20 protein-coding genes are annotated in these 20,768 nt (G+C 71.4%); 13 read left to right on the top strand and 7 right to left on the bottom strand.

The window, feature by feature from the left end; genetic code table 11:
• Positions 1-49: 49 nt before the first annotated feature.
• The 6 genes from ACTFAP_RS05700 (at position 50) to ACTFAP_RS05725 (ending at position 9,862) form a co-directional block, all read left to right on the top strand.
• The gene (locus ACTFAP_RS05700; protein ID WP_400009260.1) at positions 50-1,579 is read left to right on the top strand and encodes a leucyl aminopeptidase; all 1,530 of its coding nucleotides are present in this window, start codon (positions 50-52) and stop codon (positions 1,577-1,579) included.
• A gap of 227 nt (positions 1,580-1,806) precedes the next feature.
• Positions 1,807-3,195: a dihydrolipoyl dehydrogenase gene (lpdA, locus tag ACTFAP_RS05705; protein ID WP_451748803.1), complete on the top strand. Its 1,389-nt coding sequence runs from the start codon at positions 1,807-1,809 to the stop codon at positions 3,193-3,195.
• A gap of 70 nt (positions 3,196-3,265) precedes the next feature.
• Complete coding sequence (gene sucB, locus ACTFAP_RS05710) at positions 3,266-5,017, top strand: 2-oxoglutarate dehydrogenase, E2 component, dihydrolipoamide succinyltransferase (RefSeq protein WP_500468369.1); 1,752 nt, start codon at positions 3,266-3,268, stop codon at positions 5,015-5,017.
• A 294-nt stretch (positions 5,018-5,311) separates the two neighbouring features.
• The gene (locus ACTFAP_RS05715) at positions 5,312-5,998 is read left to right on the top strand and encodes a GntR family transcriptional regulator (RefSeq protein WP_500468370.1); all 687 of its coding nucleotides are present in this window, start codon (positions 5,312-5,314) and stop codon (positions 5,996-5,998) included.
• Positions 5,999-6,153: 155 nt separating this feature from the next.
• The gene (gene aceE, locus ACTFAP_RS05720; protein ID WP_500468371.1) at positions 6,154-8,832 is read left to right on the top strand and encodes a pyruvate dehydrogenase (acetyl-transferring), homodimeric type; all 2,679 of its coding nucleotides are present in this window, start codon (positions 6,154-6,156) and stop codon (positions 8,830-8,832) included.
• Positions 8,833-8,908: 76 nt separating this feature from the next.
• On the top strand, positions 8,909-9,862 hold the full coding sequence (locus ACTFAP_RS05725) for a helix-turn-helix transcriptional regulator (RefSeq protein WP_500468372.1): 954 nt from the start codon (positions 8,909-8,911) through the stop codon (positions 9,860-9,862).
• Here the strand turns inward: ACTFAP_RS05725 and ACTFAP_RS05730 are convergent.
• Together ACTFAP_RS05730 and ACTFAP_RS05735 are read right to left on the bottom strand one after the other, a co-directional pair.
• Positions 9,853-10,341, bottom strand: a complete 489-nt coding sequence (locus ACTFAP_RS05730) for a DUF5946 family protein (protein ID WP_500468373.1) — start codon at positions 10,339-10,341, stop codon at positions 9,853-9,855. The genes ACTFAP_RS05725 and ACTFAP_RS05730 overlap by 10 nt on opposite strands.
• A gap of 176 nt (positions 10,342-10,517) precedes the next feature.
• Positions 10,518-10,964, bottom strand: coding sequence for an Lrp/AsnC family transcriptional regulator (locus tag ACTFAP_RS05735; protein ID WP_500468374.1), 447 nt, complete (start codon positions 10,962-10,964; stop codon positions 10,518-10,520).
• Between the two features lie 152 nt (positions 10,965-11,116).
• On the opposite strand from ACTFAP_RS05735, the gene ACTFAP_RS05740 reads away from it, so the two are divergent.
• Positions 11,117-11,605 carry a rhodanese-like domain-containing protein gene (locus ACTFAP_RS05740; RefSeq protein ID WP_500469414.1) on the top strand — a complete coding sequence of 163 codons (489 nt, stop codon included), beginning with the start codon at positions 11,117-11,119 and terminating at the stop codon, positions 11,603-11,605.
• A gap of 76 nt (positions 11,606-11,681) precedes the next feature.
• On the opposite strand, the gene ACTFAP_RS05745 is transcribed toward ACTFAP_RS05740, so the two are convergent.
• Positions 11,682-12,209, bottom strand: coding sequence for a flavoprotein (locus ACTFAP_RS05745; RefSeq protein ID WP_436981239.1), 528 nt, complete (start codon positions 12,207-12,209; stop codon positions 11,682-11,684).
• A gap of 130 nt (positions 12,210-12,339) precedes the next feature.
• Here ACTFAP_RS05745 and ACTFAP_RS05750 point away from each other — a divergent pair, with 130 nt between their 5' ends.
• From ACTFAP_RS05750 to ACTFAP_RS05770, 5 genes are all read left to right on the top strand, one after another.
• On the top strand, positions 12,340-12,996 hold the full coding sequence (locus tag ACTFAP_RS05750) for an HAD family hydrolase (protein ID WP_500468375.1): 657 nt from the start codon (positions 12,340-12,342) through the stop codon (positions 12,994-12,996).
• 82 nt (positions 12,997-13,078) lie between these two features.
• Positions 13,079-14,263 carry a helix-turn-helix domain-containing protein gene (locus ACTFAP_RS05755; RefSeq protein ID WP_500468376.1) on the top strand — a complete coding sequence of 395 codons (1,185 nt, stop codon included), beginning with the start codon at positions 13,079-13,081 and terminating at the stop codon, positions 14,261-14,263.
• A gap of 173 nt (positions 14,264-14,436) precedes the next feature.
• Positions 14,437-15,015 carry a hypothetical protein gene (locus tag ACTFAP_RS05760; RefSeq protein WP_500468377.1) on the top strand — a complete coding sequence of 193 codons (579 nt, stop codon included), beginning with the start codon at positions 14,437-14,439 and terminating at the stop codon, positions 15,013-15,015.
• A complete protein-coding gene (locus tag ACTFAP_RS05765) occupies positions 15,012-15,230 on the top strand; it encodes a hypothetical protein (protein ID WP_500468378.1) in 219 nt (72 codons plus the stop codon). Before ACTFAP_RS05760 ends, ACTFAP_RS05765 begins: the two co-directional genes overlap by 4 nt.
• 77 nt (positions 15,231-15,307) lie before the next feature.
• A complete protein-coding gene (locus ACTFAP_RS05770; RefSeq protein WP_500468379.1) occupies positions 15,308-15,661 on the top strand; it encodes a hypothetical protein in 354 nt (117 codons plus the stop codon).
• Here ACTFAP_RS05770 and ACTFAP_RS05775 read toward each other — a convergent pair.
• From ACTFAP_RS05775 to ACTFAP_RS05785, 3 genes are all read right to left on the bottom strand, one after another.
• The gene (locus ACTFAP_RS05775; protein ID WP_500468380.1) at positions 15,625-16,431 is read right to left on the bottom strand and encodes a nickel/cobalt transporter; all 807 of its coding nucleotides are present in this window, start codon (positions 16,429-16,431) and stop codon (positions 15,625-15,627) included. The genes ACTFAP_RS05770 and ACTFAP_RS05775 overlap by 37 nt on opposite strands.
• Entirely contained in the window at positions 16,428-17,111 is a 684-nt protein-coding gene (locus ACTFAP_RS05780) for a hypothetical protein (RefSeq protein WP_500468381.1), read from the bottom strand. The genes ACTFAP_RS05775 and ACTFAP_RS05780 overlap by 4 nt, the downstream gene beginning before the upstream one ends.
• A gap of 77 nt (positions 17,112-17,188) precedes the next feature.
• On the bottom strand, positions 17,189-18,853 hold the full coding sequence (locus ACTFAP_RS05785) for a purple acid phosphatase family protein (protein ID WP_500468382.1): 1,665 nt from the start codon (positions 18,851-18,853) through the stop codon (positions 17,189-17,191).
• Between the two features lie 258 nt (positions 18,854-19,111).
• Between ACTFAP_RS05785 and ACTFAP_RS05790 the strand changes: the two genes are divergently transcribed.
• Positions 19,112-19,621 carry a hypothetical protein gene (locus tag ACTFAP_RS05790; RefSeq protein ID WP_500468383.1) on the top strand — a complete coding sequence of 170 codons (510 nt, stop codon included), beginning with the start codon at positions 19,112-19,114 and terminating at the stop codon, positions 19,619-19,621.
• Positions 19,622-19,645: 24 nt separating this feature from the next.
• On the opposite strand, the gene ACTFAP_RS05795 is transcribed toward ACTFAP_RS05790, so the two are convergent.
• A complete protein-coding gene (locus ACTFAP_RS05795) occupies positions 19,646-20,602 on the bottom strand; it encodes an SDR family oxidoreductase (RefSeq protein WP_495683689.1) in 957 nt (318 codons plus the stop codon).
• Positions 20,603-20,768: the final 166 nt, after the last annotated feature.

Below are 20,768 nucleotides of genomic sequence, written 5' to 3' on the forward strand. Positions count from 1 at the left end.
CCCTGTGGGCCGTCGGCCCCGACCTACGACGAAACGGAATAACTGCACCGTGACAGCACTGACCCTCAGCAAGACCTCCGCGACAGCGGTGAGCGCGGATGCCCTGGTCATCGGCATCGTCAAGGGCGAGGACGGCCCCGCGCCGGCCGCCGGCGTCCCGGCCCCGGCCGGGCTGCTGACCGAGGCGGCCGGCGTGCTGGCCACCCTCGGTGCCAAGGGCGGCAAGGACGAGATCACGCGGCTGCCGGCCCCGGCCGGCACCACCGCGCCGCTGGTGATCGCGGTGGGGCTCGGCTCCGCGCCGCAGGACGGCGAGGACTTCGACCCGGAGACGCTGCGCCGCGCGGCGGGCGCCGCCGCCCGCGCGCTGTCCGGCACGGAGCACGCCGCGTTCGCGCTGCCCGTCACCGACGCGGCGCGGGTCGCGGCGGTCGCCGAGGGTGCGCTGCTGGGCGCCTACGCGTTCACCGCCTTCCGCAAGACCGGCGAGGACGACCGCGGTCCGCTGGCGCGTGTCACGGTGCTGACCGCCGACGCCGAGGGCGCGGACGACGCCGACCGGCAGGCCGCGATCGCGCGGGCGCAGGTGCTGGCCACCGAGGTGGCGCGCACCCGCGACCTGGTGAACACCCCGCCGAACGCCCTCACCCCGGCCGACTTCGCCGCGCACGCCACCGAGGCCGCCGCCGAACACGGCCTGTCCGTCGAGGTGCTGGACGAGGCGGCGCTGCGCGAGGGCGGCTTCGGCGGCATCCTCGGTGTCGGCGTCGGTTCGCAGTCCCCGCCCCGCCTGGTGCGGGTGGCGCACACCCACCCCGAGGCGGACCGGACGATCGCGCTGGTCGGCAAGGGCATCACGTACGACTCGGGCGGCATCTCCCTCAAGCCCGCGGGGCACAACGAGACGATGAAGTGCGACATGGCCGGCGCCGCCGCCGTCCTGTCCACGGTCGTGGCCGCCGCCCGGCTCGGCCTGAAGGTCAACATCACCGGCTGGCTGGCGCTGGCCGAGAACATGCCCTCGGGTTCGGCGACCCGCCCCGGTGACGTGCTGCGCATGTACGGCGGCAAGACCGTCGAGGTGCTGAACACCGACGCCGAGGGGCGGCTGGTGATGGCCGACGCGCTCGTGCGGGCCGGCGAGGAGTCCCCGGACGCGATCGTCGACGTGGCGACCCTGACCGGCGCGATGATGCTGGCGCTGGGCAAGCGCACCTTCGCGGTGATGGGCAACGACGACACCTTCCGGGGTCTGCTGCACGACAGCGCGCGGCGCGCGGGTGAGCAGTCCTGGGAGATGCCGCTGCTCGCCGATCTGGCCGAGGGCATCAGCACCTCCACCATCGCCGACCTGAAGAACATGGGTGAGCGGATGGGCGGCGGTCTGGTGGCCGGCCTGTTCCTGAAGGAGTTCGTCCCGGCGGGCACCCCGTGGGCGCACCTGGACATCGCGGGCCCGGCGTTCAACGAGGGCGGCGCGTTCGGTTACACCCCGAAGGGCGGTACGGGTTCGGCCGTGCGCACCCTGCTGCTGCTCGCCGAGCGGGCGGCCGCCGGGGAGCTGGCGGGTCAGGGCTGACCCGCCCCGTCACGTGATGCCCGTCACGGTGGCCCCGGCCCTGCCCGGCCCGGCGTCTCACTTGTCGCCGACAAGTGCGAAGATGTTGTTCCGGCAGGACAGGGCCGGGCTCAACCAACCGGGGCGAGCCACATTGAGCCGCGCATCACACCACGCGGCGTACATATACCGCCGGCCGGTCGATGTGGACCGGGTTCCGGTGAACCCCATGCTTGGAGGAACGTGACGTGGCGAACGACGCCAGCACCGTTTTCGACCTGGTGATTCTCGGTGGCGGCAGCGGCGGTTACGCCGCGGCCCTGCGCGCTTCGCAGTTGGGCCTGGACGTCGCCCTGATCGAGAAGAACAAGCTGGGCGGCACCTGTCTGCACAACGGCTGCATCCCCACCAAGGCCCTGCTGCACGCCGGTGAGGTAGCCGATGCCGCCCGCGACGCGTCGGAGTTCGGCGTGAAGGCCAGCTTCGACGGTATCGACATCGCCGGGGTGCACAAGTACAAGGACGGGGTGATCGCGGGGCTCTACAAGGGGCTCCAGGGTCTGGTCGCCTCGCGCAAGATCACCTACGTGGAGGGCGAGGGCCGGCTGTCGTCGGCCACCTCCGTGGATGTGAACGGCCAGCGCTACGTGGGCCGGCACATCCTCCTGGCGACCGGCTCCACCCCGAAGTCGCTGCCGGGTCTGACCATTGACGGCGACCGGGTGATCTCCTCGGACCACGCGCTGGTCCTGGACCGGGTCCCGAAGTCGGCGATCGTGCTGGGCGGTGGCGTCATCGGCGTCGAGTTCGCCTCGGCGTGGAAGTCGTTCGGCACCGAGGTCACGATCATCGAGGGCCTGCCGCACCTGGTTCCGGCGGAGGACGAGAACAGCTCGAAGTTGCTGGAGCGTGCCTTCCGCAAGCGCGGCATAAAGTTCTCCCTCGGTTCCTTCTTCAAGGGCGTGGAGTACACCGCCGACGGCGTCCGGGTCACCCTGGACAACGGCAAGGTCCACGAGGCCGAGCTGCTGCTGGTGGCCATCGGCCGCGGCCCGGTCTCCCAGGGCCTGGGCTACGAGGAGGCCGGGGTCGCCATGGAGCGCGGCCACGTGCTGGTGGACGAGTACTGCCGCACCAACGTGCCCACCATCTCGGCGGTCGGTGACCTCATCCCCACCCTGCAGCTGGCGCACGTCGGCTTCGCCGAGGGCATCCTGGTCGCGGAGCGGCTGGCGGGTCTGTCGCCGGTGCCGATCGACTACGACGGTGTGCCGCGGGTGACGTACTGCCACCCCGAGGTCGCCTCCGTGGGCATCAGCGAGGCGAAGGCCAAGGAGCGGTACGGGGCCGACCAGGTCGTCACCCTGAAGTACAGCCTGGCCGGCAACGGCAAGAGCAAGATCCTGAAGACCTCGGGCGAGATCAAGCTCGTGCAGGTCCGTGACGGTGCCGTCGTCGGCGTCCACATGGTCGGCGACCGGCTCGGCGAGCAGGTCGGCGAGGCTCAGCTCATCTACAACTGGGAGGCGCTGCCCGCCGAGGTCGCGCAGCTCATCCACGCGCACCCGACGCAGAACGAGGCGCTCGGCGAGGCCCACCTGGCCCTGGCCGGCAAGCCGCTGCACTCCCACGACTGACCCAGGCCGCGTTGCCCACCAGAGCGCGCCACCATCCGTACCGCACATCTCGTAAGGAGCAACAGAAACCATGCCGGTTTCCGTAACCCTTCCGGCGCTCGGCGAGAGCGTGACCGAGGGCACCGTCACCCGCTGGCTGAAGGCCGAGGGTGAGCGTGTCGAGGCCGACGAGCCGTTGCTCGAGGTCTCCACCGACAAGGTTGACACCGAGATCCCGGCGCCCGCCGCCGGTGTTCTCACCAACATCAAGGTCGCCGAGGACGAGACCGTCGAGGTGGGCGCCGAGCTGGCGATCATCGACGACGGTACGGGGGCGGCCGCCGCTCCCTCCCCCAGCCTTCGGCAGGGGGCGCCCCCAGCCCCGGCCGCGGAGCCCGCCGCGGCCGAGCCCGCGCCCGCCCCGGCGCAGGCCGAGGCCCCGGCTCCGGCCGCCCCCGCCGCTCCGGCGGCGCCGGCCGGCGGTGCCGCCTCCGGCACCGACGTGGTGCTGCCCGCGCTCGGTGAGTCCGTCACCGAGGGCACCGTCACCCGCTGGCTGAAGGCCGTCGGCGAGTCGGTCGAGGCCGACGAGCCGCTGCTGGAGGTCTCCACCGACAAGGTCGACACCGAGATCCCGGCGCCGGTCTCCGGCACCCTGCTGGAGATCACGGTGGGCGAGGACGAGGTCGCCGAGGTCGGCGGCAAGCTGGGCGTGATCGGTGCGGCGGACGCCGCTCCGGCCGCTGCCGAGCCCGCCCCGGCCGCCGCTCCGGCTCCGGCCGCCCCGGCTCCCGCGCCGGCCCCCCAGGCCGCCGCACCCGCCCCGGCTCCGGCCGCTCCGGCACCGGCGCCCGCGCCTGCCCCCGCACCCGCTCCGGCTCCGGCCGCCGCGGCACCGGCCCCCGCGCCGGCCGCGGAGGGCGCGTACGTCACCCCGCTGGTGCGCAAGCTCGCCGGCGAGAACGGCGTGGACCTGAACACCGTCACCGGCTCCGGTGTCGGCGGCCGCATCCGCAAGCAGGATGTGCTCGCCGCGGCCGAGGCCGCCAAGGCCGCCGCGGCGCCCGCCGCCGCCCCGGCCGCCGCCGCGAAGGCCGCCCCGGCTCCGCAGACCCCGTCCCCGCTGCGCGGCCAGACGGTGAAGCTGACCCGGATCCGCAAGGTCATCGCGCAGAACATGATGAAGGCGCTGCACAACCAGGCGCAGCTGTCCACCGTGGTCGAGGTGGACGTCACCCGGATCATGAAGCTGCGGGCGCGGGCCAAGGAGTCCTTCCTGGCGCGCGAGGGCACCAAGCTGTCCCCGATGCCGTTCTTCGTGAAGGCCGCGGCCGAGGCGCTGAAGGTCCACCCGGCCGTCAACGCCAAGCTCAACGACGACGACACCGTCACGTACCACGATGTGGAGAACATCGGGATCGCGGTGGACTCCGAGAAGGGCCTGATGGTCCCGGTCATCAAGGGCGCGGGCGACCTCTCCCTGGCGGGCATCGCCAAGAAGACCGCCGAGCTGGCCGGCAAGGTCCGCTCCGGCAAGCTGAGCCCGGACGACATGGGCGGCGGCACGTTCACGATCAGCAACACCGGTTCGCGCGGTGCGCTGTTCGACACGATCATCGTGAACTACCCGCAGGTCGCCGAGCTGGGCATCGGTGCCACGGTGCGCCGTCCTGTCGTGATCAACCACCCCGAGCTGGGTGAGACGATCGCGATCCGCGACATGGTGTACCTGACGCTCTCCTACGACCACCAGCTGGTGGACGGCGCGGACGCCGCCCGCTACCTGGCGGACGTGAAGGCCCGCCTGGAGGCCGGCGAGTTCGAGGGTGAGCTGGGTCTGTAAGGCCACGGCGACACCGCGGGCCGCGCCCCGTCCGGAGCATTCCGGGCGGGGCGCGGCCTATTGTTCTGGGGGGTGTCTTCACAGTAGCGCCGTCCGCCCGAAGGGCGGGCCCCGCGGTTCCCCCAGCCTTCGGCCGGGAGGTGCCCCCAGGTGCGGTGCATCGCAAGTGCGACAACGCAGCGAGGTGCCGTGCCTGGGGGCACCTCCCAGCCGCCAGGCTGGGGGAGTCGCGGGGCAGGCGGGACTGTGAAGACACCCCCAGGGCAGCCAGTACCAGGGAGCGTGATGTCACTCATGAGTCAGCCGGTCGTGCATTCCCTGCGCGAGCAGATCCGTCAGCACATCGTCGAGGGGATCGTCAGCGGGCGCTGGCAGCCGGGCGAGCGGATCGTGGAGCGGCGGATCGCGGTGGAGCTGGAGGTCAGCCAGACGCCGGTACGCGAGGCGCTGCGCGAGCTGGAGGCGCTGCGGCTGATCGAGTCCGCCCCGAACAAGGGGGTGCGGGTGCGGGCGCTGACCGTGTCCGTGCTGGAGGAGACCTATCCAGTGCGCGCCGGTCTGGAGCAGATCGCGGCGGAGCTGGCGGCGGGTCGGCTGGCGCGCGACGTGTCGGCGCTGGAGCCGCATGTGGCGGCCCTGTACGCGGCGGACCGGGCGGGGGACGCGGAGGCCCAGGTGGGGCACACGGTGGCCTTCCACCGGGAGCTGGTGCGCGCCTCGGGGAACGGGGTGCTGCTGCACACCTGGGAGTCGCTGGGGATCGAGGTGTGGACGGCGCTGTCGATCCGCTGGCTGGGGACGCGGCAGCAGTCGTACGCGGAGGAGCACCAGGCGCTGCTGGACGCGTTCACGCGGGGTGATCCGCGGATCGGTGAGCTGGTGAAGGCGCATGTGCTGAACTGCGCGCCGCACGTTCCGGAGGGCCGGGAGGCGCCGGACGGGGACCCGGCGGGGGTGGCACAGGGTGCACATGGCGTCTGAAGATGCGCAATTGTCCTGGCACAGGATGCCAATTTCCCCGTTCTGAGCGTTTTTTTACGACCCACCTTTGATCGATCATCGATCACGGGCTTACAGTCATCAGCGAACCGTTGTTACACCCGCATGACATTGTCCTGTCCGGAAGGGGGCCACCCATGCCCGATCCCGTACGCCTTCGGCTCTCCGCGCTCGATCAGCTGCCGGATCGTGATCCCGAGGAGACCGCCGAGTGGGGCGCGAGCCTCGACGCCGTGGCCGCCGCCGCCGGCCCGCACCGGGCCGGCCAGCTGGTGCGCCGCACGGTGGAGCACGCCCAGGCCAGCGGGATCGATGTGCCCTCGCTGCTGGAGACGGATTACATCAACTCCATCCCGACCGGCGCCGAGCCCGAGTTCCCCGGTGACGAGGCCCTGGAGGCGCGCGTCACCGCCTGGAACCGGTGGAACGCCGCCGCGATGGTCACCCGGGGCGCCCGGTACGGGGTGGGCGGCCACATCGCCACCTTCGCCTCCGCCGCCTGGCTCTACGAGACCGGCTTCCAGCACTTCTTCCGCGGCAAGGACGCGGCGGACGCGCCCGGCTCCGGCGACCAGCTGTTCATCCAGGGCCACGCCTCCCCCGGCATCTACGCCCGCGCCTTCCTCGACGGCCGCCTCACCGAGGCGCACCTGGACAACTTCCGCCAGGAGTCGGGCGGCGCCGGCCTGCCCTCGTACCCGCACCCGCGGCGGCTGCCGTGGCTGTGGGAGTTCCCCACCGTCTCCATGGGCATAGGCCCGCTGTCGGCGATCTACCAGGCGCGGTTCAACCGCTACCTGGAGAACCGCGGCATCAAGGACACCTCCGCCTCGCACGTGTGGGCGTTCCTGGGCGACGGCGAGATGGACGAGCCCGAGTCGACCGCCGCGCTGGCGCTGGCCGGGCGTGAGGGTCTGGACAACCTCACCTTCGTCATCAACTGCAACCTCCAGCGGCTCGACGGCCCGGTGCGCGCGAACTTCAAGATCGTGCAGGAGCTGGAGGCGCAGTTCCGGGCGGCCGGCTGGAACGTCATCAAGACCCTGTGGGGCTCCGCCTGGGACGACCTGCTGCGGGCCGACACCACCGGCGCGCTGGTACGGCGGCTGCGGGAGGTACCGGACGCGCAGTTCCAGACGTACGCCACCCGCGACGTCGCCTACATCCGCGACCACTTCTTCGGCACCGACCCGGCGCTGGCGCAGCTGGGCGCCTCGCTGCCGGACGCGAAGATCGCCGAGTGCTTCCACACCTCGCGCGGTGGCCACGAGCCCCGCAAGGTGTACGCCGCGTACCGGGCGGCCGTGGAGTTCAAGGGCGCCCCGACCGTGGTGCTGGCCCAGACGGTCAAGGGCCACACGCTGGGCGACGGCTTCCAGTCGCGCAACGCCAACCACCAGATGAAGAAGCTCACGATGCAGCAGTTCCGCACCATGCGGGACCTGCTGGAGCTTCCCATCCCGGACAGCGAGCTGTCCGGCGACCTGGTGCCCTACGCCCACCCCGGCCCCGACTCCCCCGAGGTGCGCTACCTCCAGGAGCGGCGCGCGGCCCTGGGCGGTCTCGCCCCGGCCCGCCGGGTGCACCAGGTGGTGCTGCCGGAGCCGTCCGAGAAGGCGTTCAAGGCGCTGGAGAAGGGCTCGGGCTCGCAGGAGGTCGCCACCACCATGGTGATCGTCCGGCTGGTCAAGGACCTGATGCGGGAGAAGGAGTCGGGCCGGCGCTGGGTGCCGATCGTCCCCGACGAGGCCCGTACCTTCGGCATGGAGTCGATGTTCCCGTCCGCCGGGATCTACTCGCCGCTGGGCCAGACCTACGAGTCGGTCGACCGCGACCAGCTGCTGCACTACAAGGAAGCCGTCAACGGCCAGATCCTGAACGAGGGGATCACCGAGGCCGGTTCGATGGCCGACTTCACGGCGGCGGCCACGGCGTACGCCACGCACGGCGAGCCGATGATCCCGTTCTACATCTTCTACTCGATGTTCGGCTGGCAGCGCACCGGCGACCAGATGTGGGCGCTGGGCGACCAGCTGGGCCGCGGGTTCATCGTGGGCGCCACGGCCGGCCGCACCACGCTGACCGGTGAGGGCCTGCAGCACGCGGACGGTCACTCGCCGCTGATCGCCTCCACCAACCCGGCGGCGCTGACGTACGACCCGGCGTTCGCGTACGAGGTGGGCGTCATCGTCAAGGACGGTCTGCGCCGGATGTATGGCCCGGACGCCGAGGACGTCTTCTACTACCTGACGGTCTACAACGAGCCGAAGCCGCAGCCCGCCATGCCCGAGGGCGTGGAGGAAGGCATCCTGCGCGGTCTGTACCGCTTCAACGAGGGGCAGGCCCCCTCGGCGGAGGCGCCGCGGGTTCAGCTGATGGCGTCGGGTACGGCCATCCACTGGGTCCTTGAGGCCCAGCGACTTCTGTCCGAGCAGTGGGGCGTGGCCGCCGACGTGTGGTCCGCCACCTCCTGGAGCGAGCTGCGCCGTGACGCCCTGTCCTGTGACGCGGCGCAGCTTCGAGGGGAAGACCGGGTCCCGTACGTGACGCGTGCGCTGCGGGGCGCGCGGGGCCCGGTCCTCGCCGTGAGCGACTGGATGCGGGGAGTGCCCGACCAGATCGGTCAGTGGGTCGAGCAGGACTACTCCTCGCTCGGCACGGACGGCTTCGGCCTCTCCGACACCCGTGAGGCGGCCCGCCGGCACTTCGGCGTGGACCCGCAGTCGATCGTGGTGGCGGCGCTGGACCGGCTGGCCCGGTCCGGTGAGGTCAAGCGCGAGACGGTACTGGCGGCGCGCGAGGCCTACGGCCTGTAACCGCGTGCGGCCATCGGGCCCGCCCGTCCCCGGATCGGGGGTGGGCGGGCCCTTCGCCGTTTGTGATGATGGCGGCATGCGAGCCGCCCGCCTGATGAGAGTGGTCCTGCTGCTCCAGTCCCGCCGGACCATGACGGCGGCGGAGCTGGCGGCAGAACTGGAGGTCTCCGAACGCACCGTCCAGCGCGACATCGCCTCCCTGTCGGAGGCGGGCGTCCCGGTGTACGCGGACCGGGGCAGGTCCGGCGGCTACCGGCTGATCGGGGGGTACCGCACGCGGCTGACGGGTCTTGGGCGGGACGAGGCGGAGGCGCTGTTCCTGTCGGGCGTCCCCATGGCCCTGCACGCCTTGGGCCTGGCGGACGCGGCGTCGGCGGCCCGGCTGAAGGTCTCGGCGGCGCTCGTACCGGACCTGGCGGACGCCTCGGACTCGGCGGCGCAGCGCTTCCACCTGGACGCCCCGGGCTGGTGGCAGCCGGCCGACCCGCCGCCACTGCTGCCGGTGGTGGCGGAGGCGGTGTGGGACGACGCGGAGCTGAGCGTGGTCTACCGGGAGAAGAAGCGGACGCTGGCCCCGTACGGCCTGATCCTCAAGGCCGGAGTGTGGTACCTGGCGGCGCGGGTGGGGGCGTCGGTACGGGTCTACCGGGTGGACCGCTTCACCTCGGCCACGGCGACGGGTGAGCGCTTCGAGCGGGAGAACTCCTTCGACCTGCCCGCCTTCTGGGAGGAACGGGCCAGGGAGTTCGCGCGCTCGATCCTGCGCGAGACGGTCACGGTGCGCCTGACGGAGACGGGTGCCCGGGCCCTGCGCCGGGTGACCGACCGTACGGCGGCGGAGGAATCCCTGGCGGCGGCCGGCGCCCCGGACGGGGCGGGCCGGATCACGGTGGTGCTGCCGGTGGAGTCCCAGGACGTCGCCTTCGAGCAACTCCTGGCGCTGGGCCCCGAGGCGGAGGTCCTGGCCCCGGCGGACCTGCGCCGCCGCTTCGCCGAGGCGACGCGCCGCTCGGCGGCGCTCTACGCCTGACCCGGGGGTCGGCGCGCGTCGTCGCCGGCCAAGGCGGCGAGGGTGACGGCGGCCCAGGCGCGGACCCGCTGCTCGTGGCCGGCGGCTGGAAAACCGCCGGCCACGGAGACATCGGCGATGGTGACCCCGAACGTGGTGGGCGCGGGCCGCTCCGGCAGTTCCGGCTCCGCCCCCGGCCACGGCGGCGCACCGTGCCGCCGGCGGGAGTTGCCCCGGCGCAGCGCGCCGGTCAGCGCGCGGAGCCCTTCCCGTCCCCCGTCGAGGAACGCCCGGAGCACCACCAGGCGCGTCCCCGGCCTGCCGGGCCCGGCGACGGGGTTCCCGGGATGCTGGAGCAGGTAGCAGGCGACCACGACGCCGTGCAGCGGCCCCCACGGCTCCTGCCGGGAATGGTCCAGGGCCAGCAGCCGATCGAACATCTCCTCACAGGTCGAACCGGCCGCCTCCGCTCCGCACTCCGCGCACCTCGTCACACTCACCGTCGCAGGATGCCCGCGAAACACCACCACGCCAACGGGTTTGTCCCGCGATCAGCGGGCGAGGAGGAACGAGCCCCGGGTCGGCTCGACTGTCCTGGCGATGAGCACCCGGCCCGCGGGCGAGTGCGGGGCCGGCGTACCTGCGGAGTTGAGAGGCTCGGGGGCTGGGCCCGGTGTCAGGGGCGGACGGGGCGCCGGGGCAGCGGGGAGGAGTACACGACGCTGGTCGTCACCGAGCCCAGGCCGCTGATACGCCCGGAGATCTCCTCCAGGTGGCGCATCGAACGCGCCGCGACCTTGATGACGAAACAGTCGTCCCCCGTCACGTGGTGCGCCTCCAGGATCTCCGGCATCGCCGCGACGAGGTCGTGGAAGGGCTTGTAGTTGCTGTGCGGGTAGCGCAGCCGCACGAACGCCAGGATCGTGAGGCCGACCTTCTCCGGATCCACGACCGCCGCGTAGCCGCTGATGACGCCGGCCTCCTCCAGACGGCGCACGCGCTCGGTGACGGCGCTGGCGGACATGGAGACGGCGCGTGCGAGGTCGGCGAAGCTGGCGCGGCCGTCGCGCTGGAGGGCGTCGAGGATGCGCCGGTCGACGTCATCGAGGGAAAGCGCGGTCATTGGGGAGAGGTACCACGGATTCCCTGGCTACAACAACCAAGTGCCGTGGATGCAGCCTTCAGAACGCGGGAGGGCCGCCGTAGATTCACGGTTGTCGTGAACGAACCGGCCGCCCACCCGCCCGGCATCAGGAAAGGCTTGTGCCCATGCCCATGCCCGTGCCCGTCACCACCACCGGCACCGCCGCCAACCCCGTCCTGCGTGTGCCCGCCGCCGCCCCCGCCGAGGCGGCGGCCCACTTCCGCGCGGCGCTCCGTTTCCAGACGGATGTGTCCGACGTCGCCGCCGCGCTGGCGAGCGGTGAACCGGGCTGTGTGGTCCTCGACTGCCGCTCCACGGCGTCCTGGAACCAGGGACACATCCCCGGCGCCCTCCACCTGCCGACCGCGCTGATCCCCGAACGCGCCGCGGAACTCCTCGACCCCTCGGTGCCCGTCGTCACCTACTGCTGGGGCCCCGCCTGCAACGGCGCCACCCGTGCCGCCCTCGCGCTGGCCGAACTCGGCTACCGGGTGAAGGAGATGATCGGCGGATTCGAGTACTGGGCGCGCGAAGGCTTTGCATATGAGACGGATCAGGGCACCGAGCACCGCGACGCCGACCCGCTGACCGTCCCCGTCACGGAAGCCTGCGGCTGCTGACCCGGGACCGCCAGGCCCGGGACGGCTCCGGGCGCGAGAATCCCGCGCCCGGAGCCGTCCCGGCGGGCAAGGTGGGTCACAGGGCGGCCAGGGCTTTACGCCAGGGGAAGGCCGCCGGACTGCCCTGCTTGGGCGGGTGCGGGGTGTAGTGGTCGAGGTCCGGACCGGTGAGCACTCGGACACCCTGCCGCCGCAGTGTCTCGATACTGCGCGGCACGGCCGGCTGTGCCGCCTGAGCCTGGTTGAAGTACGGCACGGCAACCACCGGCACCCCCAGATGCACGCCCTCCGACACCAGCCCGATGGCCAGGGTGTCCGCGATGCCGTGGCCCCACTTATTGAGACTGGTACAACTCAACGGCGCCACCAGCATGGCGTCGGCGGGCGGAAGCGCATCGGCCTCCCAGGGCAGCTTGTACTGCGACCGCACGGGATGCCCGGTCAGCTCCACCAGCTCCGGCATCCGCGCCTCCCACCATCGGGCGGCGGAAGGCGTCAGCACCAGGCACACCTCCCACCCGGCCGTCTGCGCCGCACGGACCCCGTCATCGATGTCCCGAGTGGGCCCGGCGGCGCACCCAATCAGATACAGCACCCGTGTCATCACGCAGTCCACCGCGTCGCGCCATCGCGTGCAAGCCCCACCAGTGACCGACATGGCACAGCGAACCGTTCCCCTCGGCGGCTCTGCGGCCATGCACACAATGGGACACCTGATCTTGAGGGAGGCGTGCGTGATCCGTGCAGTGGCTTTTGACGTCGGGGAAACATTGACGTGCGACGACCGGTACTGGAACGCGTGGGCGGACTGGCTGGACGTGCCCCGGCACACACTGTCGGCAACCGTCGGGGCGGTGGTGGCGCGGGGGCAGGACAACGCCGAGGCTCTGCGATTGTTGCGGCCGGGCGTGGACCTGGCCGCCGAGTACGCGGCACGAGAAGCGGCTGGACGCGGCGAGGATCTGACAGAGGACGACCTGTACGCGGATGTGCGGACCGCGCTCACATCCTTGCGGGCCTCTGGTCTGCGCGTAGTGATCGCGGGCAACCAGACGGAGCGAGCGGGCGTTTTGCTGCGCGGGCTGGAACTGCCTGCCGACGCGGTCGCGGTGTCCGCCGAATGGGGGGTGGCCAAACCCCAGCCCGAGTTCTTCGCCCGCCTGATCGAGCTGACCGGTCACCCGGCGGACGAGATTCTGTACGTGGGGGACCATCCCGCCAATGACGTTTTCCCCGCACACGCGGCCGGCCTGCGCACCGCCCATCTCCGGCGGGGTCCATGGGGGTACTTGTGGGCGGACGATCCCAAGGTCCGCGCCATCGCTGACTGGAGCGTGGGCTCTCTTGATGAACTGGCGAACATGGTTATCCGTGAGGTGTCCCCCGGGTAGCTGGCGTTCTCCGGATTGCGGCACGGCAACGCTGTCTGGCCGGTACGGTCCGGAGCATGTCGCGCGCCTTCCGGAGCCTCACATGTCTGTAGACACAGCCCACGCCGTCGGAAGAAGAGTCGCCTACCAGCGTCGCATGGCCCGTCTTACCCAGGAGCAACTTGCAGCAGCTGCCGGTATTCATGTCGGATCACTGCGCAAGATCGAACGAGGCGCCCGGGGCGCCAGCGAGACGGTGCTCGATGCCTTGGCTGCCGCCCTCGGCGTTGATGTCCTGCGCTTGCACGGGAATCGAGAGCACGCTTCCAGCCGGGTACGTGACGAGATGCCGGCTCTGTCAGCGGTGTTGGCCGGCTTCGATTGGCCGGACGAAGGGCCCGTACGTCCCCTGCACCAATTGAGGAAAGGGACAGCGAACCTCGCCGAGTGGCGTCTCGGAGCCCAATACCTCCGGGTCGCACGTCAAGCACCCGGGCTACTGGCTGAATTGCTGCGCGCTTTGCACATCGCGCCCGGCAACGAAACGGCACAAATTACCCACCTGCTGGTGAGCGCTTGCCGTTCCGCGGATGCGGTTGCCTACAAGTACGGCGCCCCAGATCTTTCGGCGCGCATCATCGACATCATGCGGTGGGCAGCGCCACGTGCCGAGAACGCGTTGCTCGACGCCACCGTCGCGTACGTCCGAGCTGAGACGTTTTTCGCTGCTCAGGCCCATGCCGCAGGGCTTCGGATGTTGGAACGAGCACTCGACGAGTCCCCGGCTCCGCGAGACACGACGACACGAGCATCGCGGGGTGCCCTGCACATGCGTGCCGCCGTGATGGCAGGTCGCGACGGGAATTCATCTTCTGCGATCGATCACATGGAAAGGGCCAGCCTCCTGGCTCATCAGGTCGCGGAAGGTGTCTACCAGGGAACCGCCTTCGGCCCGGCCAGCCTCATCGTGCACAAGGTTTCGCTTTCAGTTTCCCTCGGTGGAGATCACGTCCCGCGAGCTCTGGAAATCTCCCGTAATTGGACACCACCAACGGATCTCCCGGCCGAACGTCGCAGTAGCTTCTACATCGAATTGGCTCGCGCTCAGCTCTGGGCAGGGCTTCCCGATCAGGCCTTCGACTCACTGAAGGCCGCCCGCCACATCGCCCCACAGCACACCCGGGAGCACCGATGGGTTCGTGAGGATGTCGGCACCCTGCGCCGGTTGAAGCGATCCGATGCCGAATCGCTGAGTGCCTTCGCTGAATGGTGCCGCGCCTCCGGCTGACCCTGCTAACCCTCGCTGGGTCAGTTCAGGGGGTGAACATGGACAACCATCTGCCGGACCAGATCAACGACGGATGGATCGGCAATGGAGCAGCACAACGCCTCCCTGTCCCCTGCAGGGGTATTCATCGTCGGGGCGAAGAGTTTCGCCTCACCCGATCGACAGGAATCTCGATGAGCCGCGCCGGAGGGCTCGCCGCCAACGGCTCACCATGCTGGCTTCCGACGGCACTCCAGGGTGCCCGGACGCTGCCCTGCGGCAGGTGGTTCGACGCCGTGCGGGTGCCGGAGAGGTTGGGGGCCCGGGCGGTCGCCGTGCTGGGGGCGGCGTCGCGGGGGGTGGTCGGGGACTTCGCCCGGGGGGTGGTGACCTGGCTGGTGTTTCCGGGGGTTGCCGACGGGTGGCGGCTCGCCGGTGTGGTGGTGCTGGGAAGCGGCCAGGTGGTGGAGGTGCCGCCCGCCGCGTGGGTGGCGGGGTCCGGGCACGGGTTGCGGTGGGTGGTACGGCCCCGTGGGGACGGGCTCACCGATGGCGAGACGCTGTACGGAGCACTGGTGGCGACCGGGGAGCCGTCGTGCGGGCTCGGGGCGCAGCGGTGTGAGCCCGTGGGTGGGCGGTTGGTGGTGGTCGCCGACATAGGGGGGAACCGGCTGGTGTACGCGTGCCCGCCGTGTGTGGAGCGGTACGGGCTGCTGCCCGCGGCACTGCATCCGGTGGGCGGGCGGCCGGGGATCCGGAGGGTTCCCCGGTGAACGGGGTGTGGGTGCGGGCGGTGGAGATCGGGGCGGACACGGTCATGGTCGGGGATGTCATCGCCGTGGGCGGGCGGCAGTTGATGGTGGCCGATCTGGTCTCCGTCCCGGGTGGGCGGCGGCTGCACTTCGCCAGTGGGGAGGTTCTGGTGCTGCATCAGCACTCGCGGTTGACGGCGACGCGGTCGGGTCCGTACCGGCGGACGAAGCGGTGAGCGTCCACGCCCGGCCCGTGCCGCCCCGGCGAGGTGGGGGCACCTCCCGGCCGGAGGCTGGGGGAGGTTCGGAGTGGGTGCTCGGGCGGTGCTGGTTGTGGTGCGGGAACCGGCACACCTGGGTGGTGTGGCTCGGGCCGGCCCGTACGTCCGGGTACCACGCGTCGTTCTACGCCTGCGAGCCGTGCGTCGACCGGCTGCATCACACGATCATCGACTACGCCGACGCCATGGTGGACGCTCCGGTGGACGGTGAGGGGATACGGGTGCCGTTGTACGTCGGGGCCGCCGATCCGGTGCGGCCCGCGCCGATCACGTATCGGCGCGGGCGGCACCGGCGGCCACGGACCGCCCTCGGCCGGTTGTGGGGGCGGGTCGTCAGCGGCCGGGAGGCTCAGCCGGTCAGGACGGAGACGGCTGCGAAGAGGTAGAGGCAGCCGCCCGCGGTGACCGCGCCGCCCGCGATGGCCGGGGTCCAGGCCGAGACGGTGGCGGCCAGCCGGGAGCCGCCCGCGCGGCCGGCCAGCAGCGTACGGCCGCGCACGGTCAGCACACCGACGCCCGTGAGGGTGACGGCCATGCCCACGCCGAAGGCCAGGACCAGGATGACGGCGTTGAGGGAGCGGCCGGTGAGCATGCCGCTGACCAGGACCAGGAAGGCCGAGGGGGACGGCAGCAGGCCACCGGAGATGGCGATGGCCGTCAGGCCGCGCCGGGACCAGGGCGAGGTCTCCGGGATGTCGTGGCTGTGGTCATGGCCGTGCGTGTGCGAATTGCCGTGCGCGTGGTCGTGGCTGTGGGAGTGCGCGTGGGTGTGGACGTGCCGGCGGCGTCGGGCGCGCAGGTGGCGGTGGAGCAGGTGGGTACCGACGCCGATCACCACCACCCCGGCGGCGACCTGGAGCCAGGCCGTGACGGTCTCGGTCGCGAACCCGGCCGCCCCGGACATCCCCACCCAGGCGCTGGCCAGCAGCAGCACGGACAGGGTGTGCATGAGCGCGACGATCACCCCCAGCCGCAGCGCGTCCCGGTACCGCCCGCGCACCCCCACCAGATAGGCGGCGGTGATGCTCTTGCCGTGCCCCGGGGCCACCGCGTGCGCGGCGCCGACGCCCAGGGCCACCAGCAGCGCGACCCAGAAGGCCGCCCGGCCGTCGAAGAGGGCGATCAGCTTGCCGTCCAGGCTGTTGAGGTCGTTCATGAGCGAGCCTTCCCGGCTGCCCGCCGCCGGCCGATCACGACCCAGGCCACGGCACCCGCCATGATGGCGGCGGCCGTTCCGGCGGCCACGGCGAGACCGGGGGTGGCCAGCATGCCCGCGTACCAGGAGAAGTTCATCCGCCGGGTGGTGTCCGTGGCGGTGAGCAGGGTGCTGCTCGGGTCGGCGGGGGTCTCGGCGGTGAGCATGGTGCGGTACGCCTCGTTGAGGTCGGAGAGCGCGCCGACCGTCACATCCACCTCCCGTACGTCGTCCGGGCAGCGGTAGGTGAGCCGGGCGCCCTCGGCCAGGAGGTCGTCCATCGAGGTCAGTTCGCCCTCGCAGCGGGTGCCGTCCTGGGTGATGTAGATCTGGTCGAGCAGGTACGTCCGTACGTCCTCGGAGCGTTGCAGCTTCTCCTCGCCGGTGAGCGTGGTGGAGACGGTTCCGGTGCCGGGGTCCTCCAGGGCGCCGAGTGCCTGGCCGAGCGCGACCCAGTCGTCCTCGGCGGCGCGCCAGGCGATGGAAACGGTCGCACCGTCCGCGCTGATGGTGGCGGTGGACGGTGGGCCGAAGGGGTGGGCGGCGGCGGGCGGGGCCGCCGGGCCGGCGGTGGCCCAGAGGATGGCCGCCGCCGCGGTGGCGGCCAGCGCGGGCAGCCGGGTGCGGTGGGTCACGGTCACGGTGTCGTCGGTCTCCCGGGATGGACGCGGTACGGGTCGCGGTGGCTGTCGTGCCCCCACGACCCGTACCGGCGGCGCTACTTGGTGATGGCGATCGACGGGCTGTCGATCTGCTGGTTCTCGCTGGTGAGGTAGACCTCGTAGGAGGTGTTCTTCTTCACCCAGCTCGGCAGCTTCAGGGAGTACGACAGGCGGCCGATCTCATCGGCCTTGACCGTGGTGATGACCCGCTCCTTGTCCTTGCCGTCCACCGTCCGCAGCCGGATCTCGACGCGCTCGTCCGGGTCGTAGCCGAACGCCGACACCTGGACCTTGTCGCCCTTGCGGGCGGTGGTGCGGTCGACGGTGACCTGCTCGCCGGTGGTGTTCTCCTCGGTGCGGATCTCGTTGACGGTGCGCTCGCCGTCCGCGTTCTTGCGGATGAGGAAGCCGTCGTTGTGCTCGCCGTTGGCGAACCGCGACTCGTACCGGATGGTGTCCCCGGTGACGTCGATCATCTGGTAGAGCTGCGCGTTCTCGCCCTGGCGTATGAGTTCGGCGCCGTTGTCGGTCCAGTTGGCGCCGTTGTTGAGGTCGTACATCTTGCCGCCGGAGACGGAGACCGCGTACGTGACGCCGTTGTGGACGGTGACCGAGTCGCGGTTGGCGACCTGGTTGCCGCGCCCGTAGGCGTGGTCGTGGCCCTGGAGCACCAGGTCCACGCCGTACTCCTCGAAGAGCGGGCCCCACTGGTTGCGCACGTTGACGTTGTTGCGGGTGCCGGTCATGGCGTAGACGGGGTGGTGGAAGGTGACCACCGTCCACTGGTTGGGGTTGTCGCTGAGCAGCCCCTCCAGCCACGCGGTCTGCGCGGCCATCAGCTCGGCGTTGCCCTGGAAGTTGGAGTCCAGGCCGATGAAGCGCACGCCCTGGTAGTCCACCGTGTAGACGGTCTGCTTGAGTTCCTCGTTGCCCGGGCCGTTGTCGGGGTAGGGGAACTGCGGGCGCCAGAAGGCGGACAGCTGGCCGCTGCTGTACTCGTGGTTGCCGGTGACGGAGAAGTTGTTGACCTGGCCGTCGATGAAACCGCCGGCCTGGTACCACTGCCCCCACTCCTCCTCCGAGTTGGGGGAGTTGATGAGGTCACCGGCGTTGACGATCATCTTCGCCTCGGGCCGGTCGGCGAACGCCTGGCGGAACACCCGGGGAACGGCCGAATCGATGTAGTTCTGGGCGTCGCCGTAGTAGATGAAGGAGAACGGCTCCAGGCCCTCGGCCGCGGTGGTGAAGTCGGTCCACTCGCTCCAGTTGACGCCGTCCCCGACCCGGTAGGTGTAGCGGGTGTCCGGCTCCAGGTCGGAGAAGGAGACGGTGTGGTACGTGGAGGCGTAGCCCAGGTTGGTGTTGACCGGGGTGGCGGGGCCGGCCTGCACCGTGGTGACCTCACCGGCGGCGGGCTTCACATCGCCCAGGCCGCGCGGGGCCTTGAGGATCTGGGCCTGGGACGAACCGGCCGGTGCCTCCGCCCGCCAGGTGACGTTCTGGCTGGTCGCCGGGGTGGTGGTGGGCGTCAGCATGACGCGGTCGGGCATCGGGGAGGGCTTGTGGGTCTCCGCCGCCGGGTGCGGCGTGGGGTCGGTCGGAGAGTCACCGAAGGCCAGCGGGCCGGCGAGCACGCCGCTGGCGAGCAGCGTGGCGCCGCCGAGCACGGCGACCTTGGTACGCGTGGACGCCATGGTCCAGCGTGCGGTGTTGACAGTCACGGAATGAGGAACCCTTCACGGGCGAGTTCGGTTTGTCCTCCTCGGGCCTGGTGCCCAAGGCGTGTGGATTCAGCCAGGATCAGCCGAACAATCCCCTGTTGCCGCCTTGCCACGGGGTGAACTCTGCGCCACCTCATGGGTGGTGGGGTTCCGGGCGCCGTGCGGCCTTTGACCGTTTGCCGTCCGTTCGCCGAAGTGTCCCCGGAACGGGATAGTTTCCGGCCGGTCGGACACGGACGAGGTACGAGGAGCGGGCGGATGGCAGCCAGACCCGGACGCGGGGCGGTCCCGGTGTTCTGCGGCGCGCTGGCGCTGGTGGCCGTGGCGCTGCTGCCCGCCGCCGACGCCGCCCCGGCCCCGGGGCCCGCCGCGCCGGACCGCAAGGGCGACACGTTCCTCACCGCCGAGAGCGGCGGCGTCCTCGCCATCGAGGGCGGCGAGTGCTTCACCGACCCCGCCCGCTCCCCGGCGGCGGGCGAGGTCATGGTGCGCTACGTGCCGTGCGACGAGGAGGGTGCCGCCAACCAGGTGTACGGCTTCGTGGCCGCCCCGGACGGCGCCTTCGACCGCGAGCGGGTGGCGGCGTTCGCCCGGGAGAGCTGCGGGCGCGGGTTCCGTACGTACTGGCCCGGGGAGGCGGCGGCCGGCCTGGACTTCTATCCCGTCCTGCCGACCGCCGCCACCTGGGACATCGGTGACCGGGACGTCATGTGCGTGGCGTACCGGCCGGGAAGCCTCCTCGCCGGCTCCCTGCTGCCCCTGGCCTGATGAGCCGGATGAGCCGGATGAGGGTCAGCGGTAGTCGGCCGCGTCCGGGTTCTTCCCCTCGGCCAGCGCCTTGAAGAAGGGCCAGGCGTCGGGCCGGGAGCCGTCGGTGTCGGTGACGCCGTACTCCCTGCCCAGGTCACCGCTGCTGAGGGACTTCCCGTTCCAGCGCGCCACCTCGGGGTCGGCCGCCAGGGCGGCGACGCCGCGGCCCAGGTAGACCGGGGACTCCGCGACGGCGAAGCCGGGGTCCTTCTCGATGCCCTCCCGCCAGTTCTCCTCACTCACCAGGAAGTGGGTGTCCAGCATGGTCTCCGAGCGCAGGAAACCCGGGGTGACGCAGACCGCCGTGCACTCCCGCTTCCTCAGTTCCTCGCCCAGGCCCAAGGCCATGCGGATCGGCGCGTACTTGGCGAGGTCGTAGAAGAAGCTCTGCCGGTACTCGCTGTTGCTCTCGGCCGTGCCGTCGGTGACCTCCACGAGCAGGCCGCCGGGGTTGCGGACCAGCAGCGGCAGCGCGTAGTGACTGGTGACGATGTGGGACTCGGCGCCGAGCCTGAGCATGCGCAGGCCGTCCTCCAGTTTCAGCTCCCACATCGGTTCGGAGGAGTGCACGCCGAAGAGGTGATCGCCGCCCCACAGGCTGTTGACCAGGATGTCCAGCCGTCCCCGCTCCCGGTCGATGCGCTCGGTGAGCGCAGCCACCTGCTCGGGTACGAGGTGGTCGGTGGGGACGGCGATGCCCGTACCGCCGCTGCCGCTGTCCGCGCCGGCCGCCGTGATGAGTTCCGCGGTCTCCTCGATGGTCTCCGTGGCCCGGCCGACCTCACTGACCGCGGCCCGGGTGGTGCGGCCGGTGGCGTAGACGGTGGCCCCCGCCCGGCCGAGTTCCACGGCCATCGCCCGGCCGGCGCCCCGGGTGGCTCCGGCGACCAGGGCGATCTTCCCGGCGAGGGGTGCGGTCTGTGTTTCCAGGTCTGACACGTGTGTCCTTCCGTTCCGTGCGTTGTGCTGCGCGTTGCTCGTTGTGTGCCGCGTACGCCGCCTCGCGTGCGTACGGAAGTCACCCTGACAGCGAAACCCGACATCCTCTGTCGTACTTTCCGGTGGTCTCGGGATGCGTGTCGCGACCGGGCGGCGGATCCTTGTC

The organism is Streptomyces sp. PH9007 (assembly GCF_059813725.1).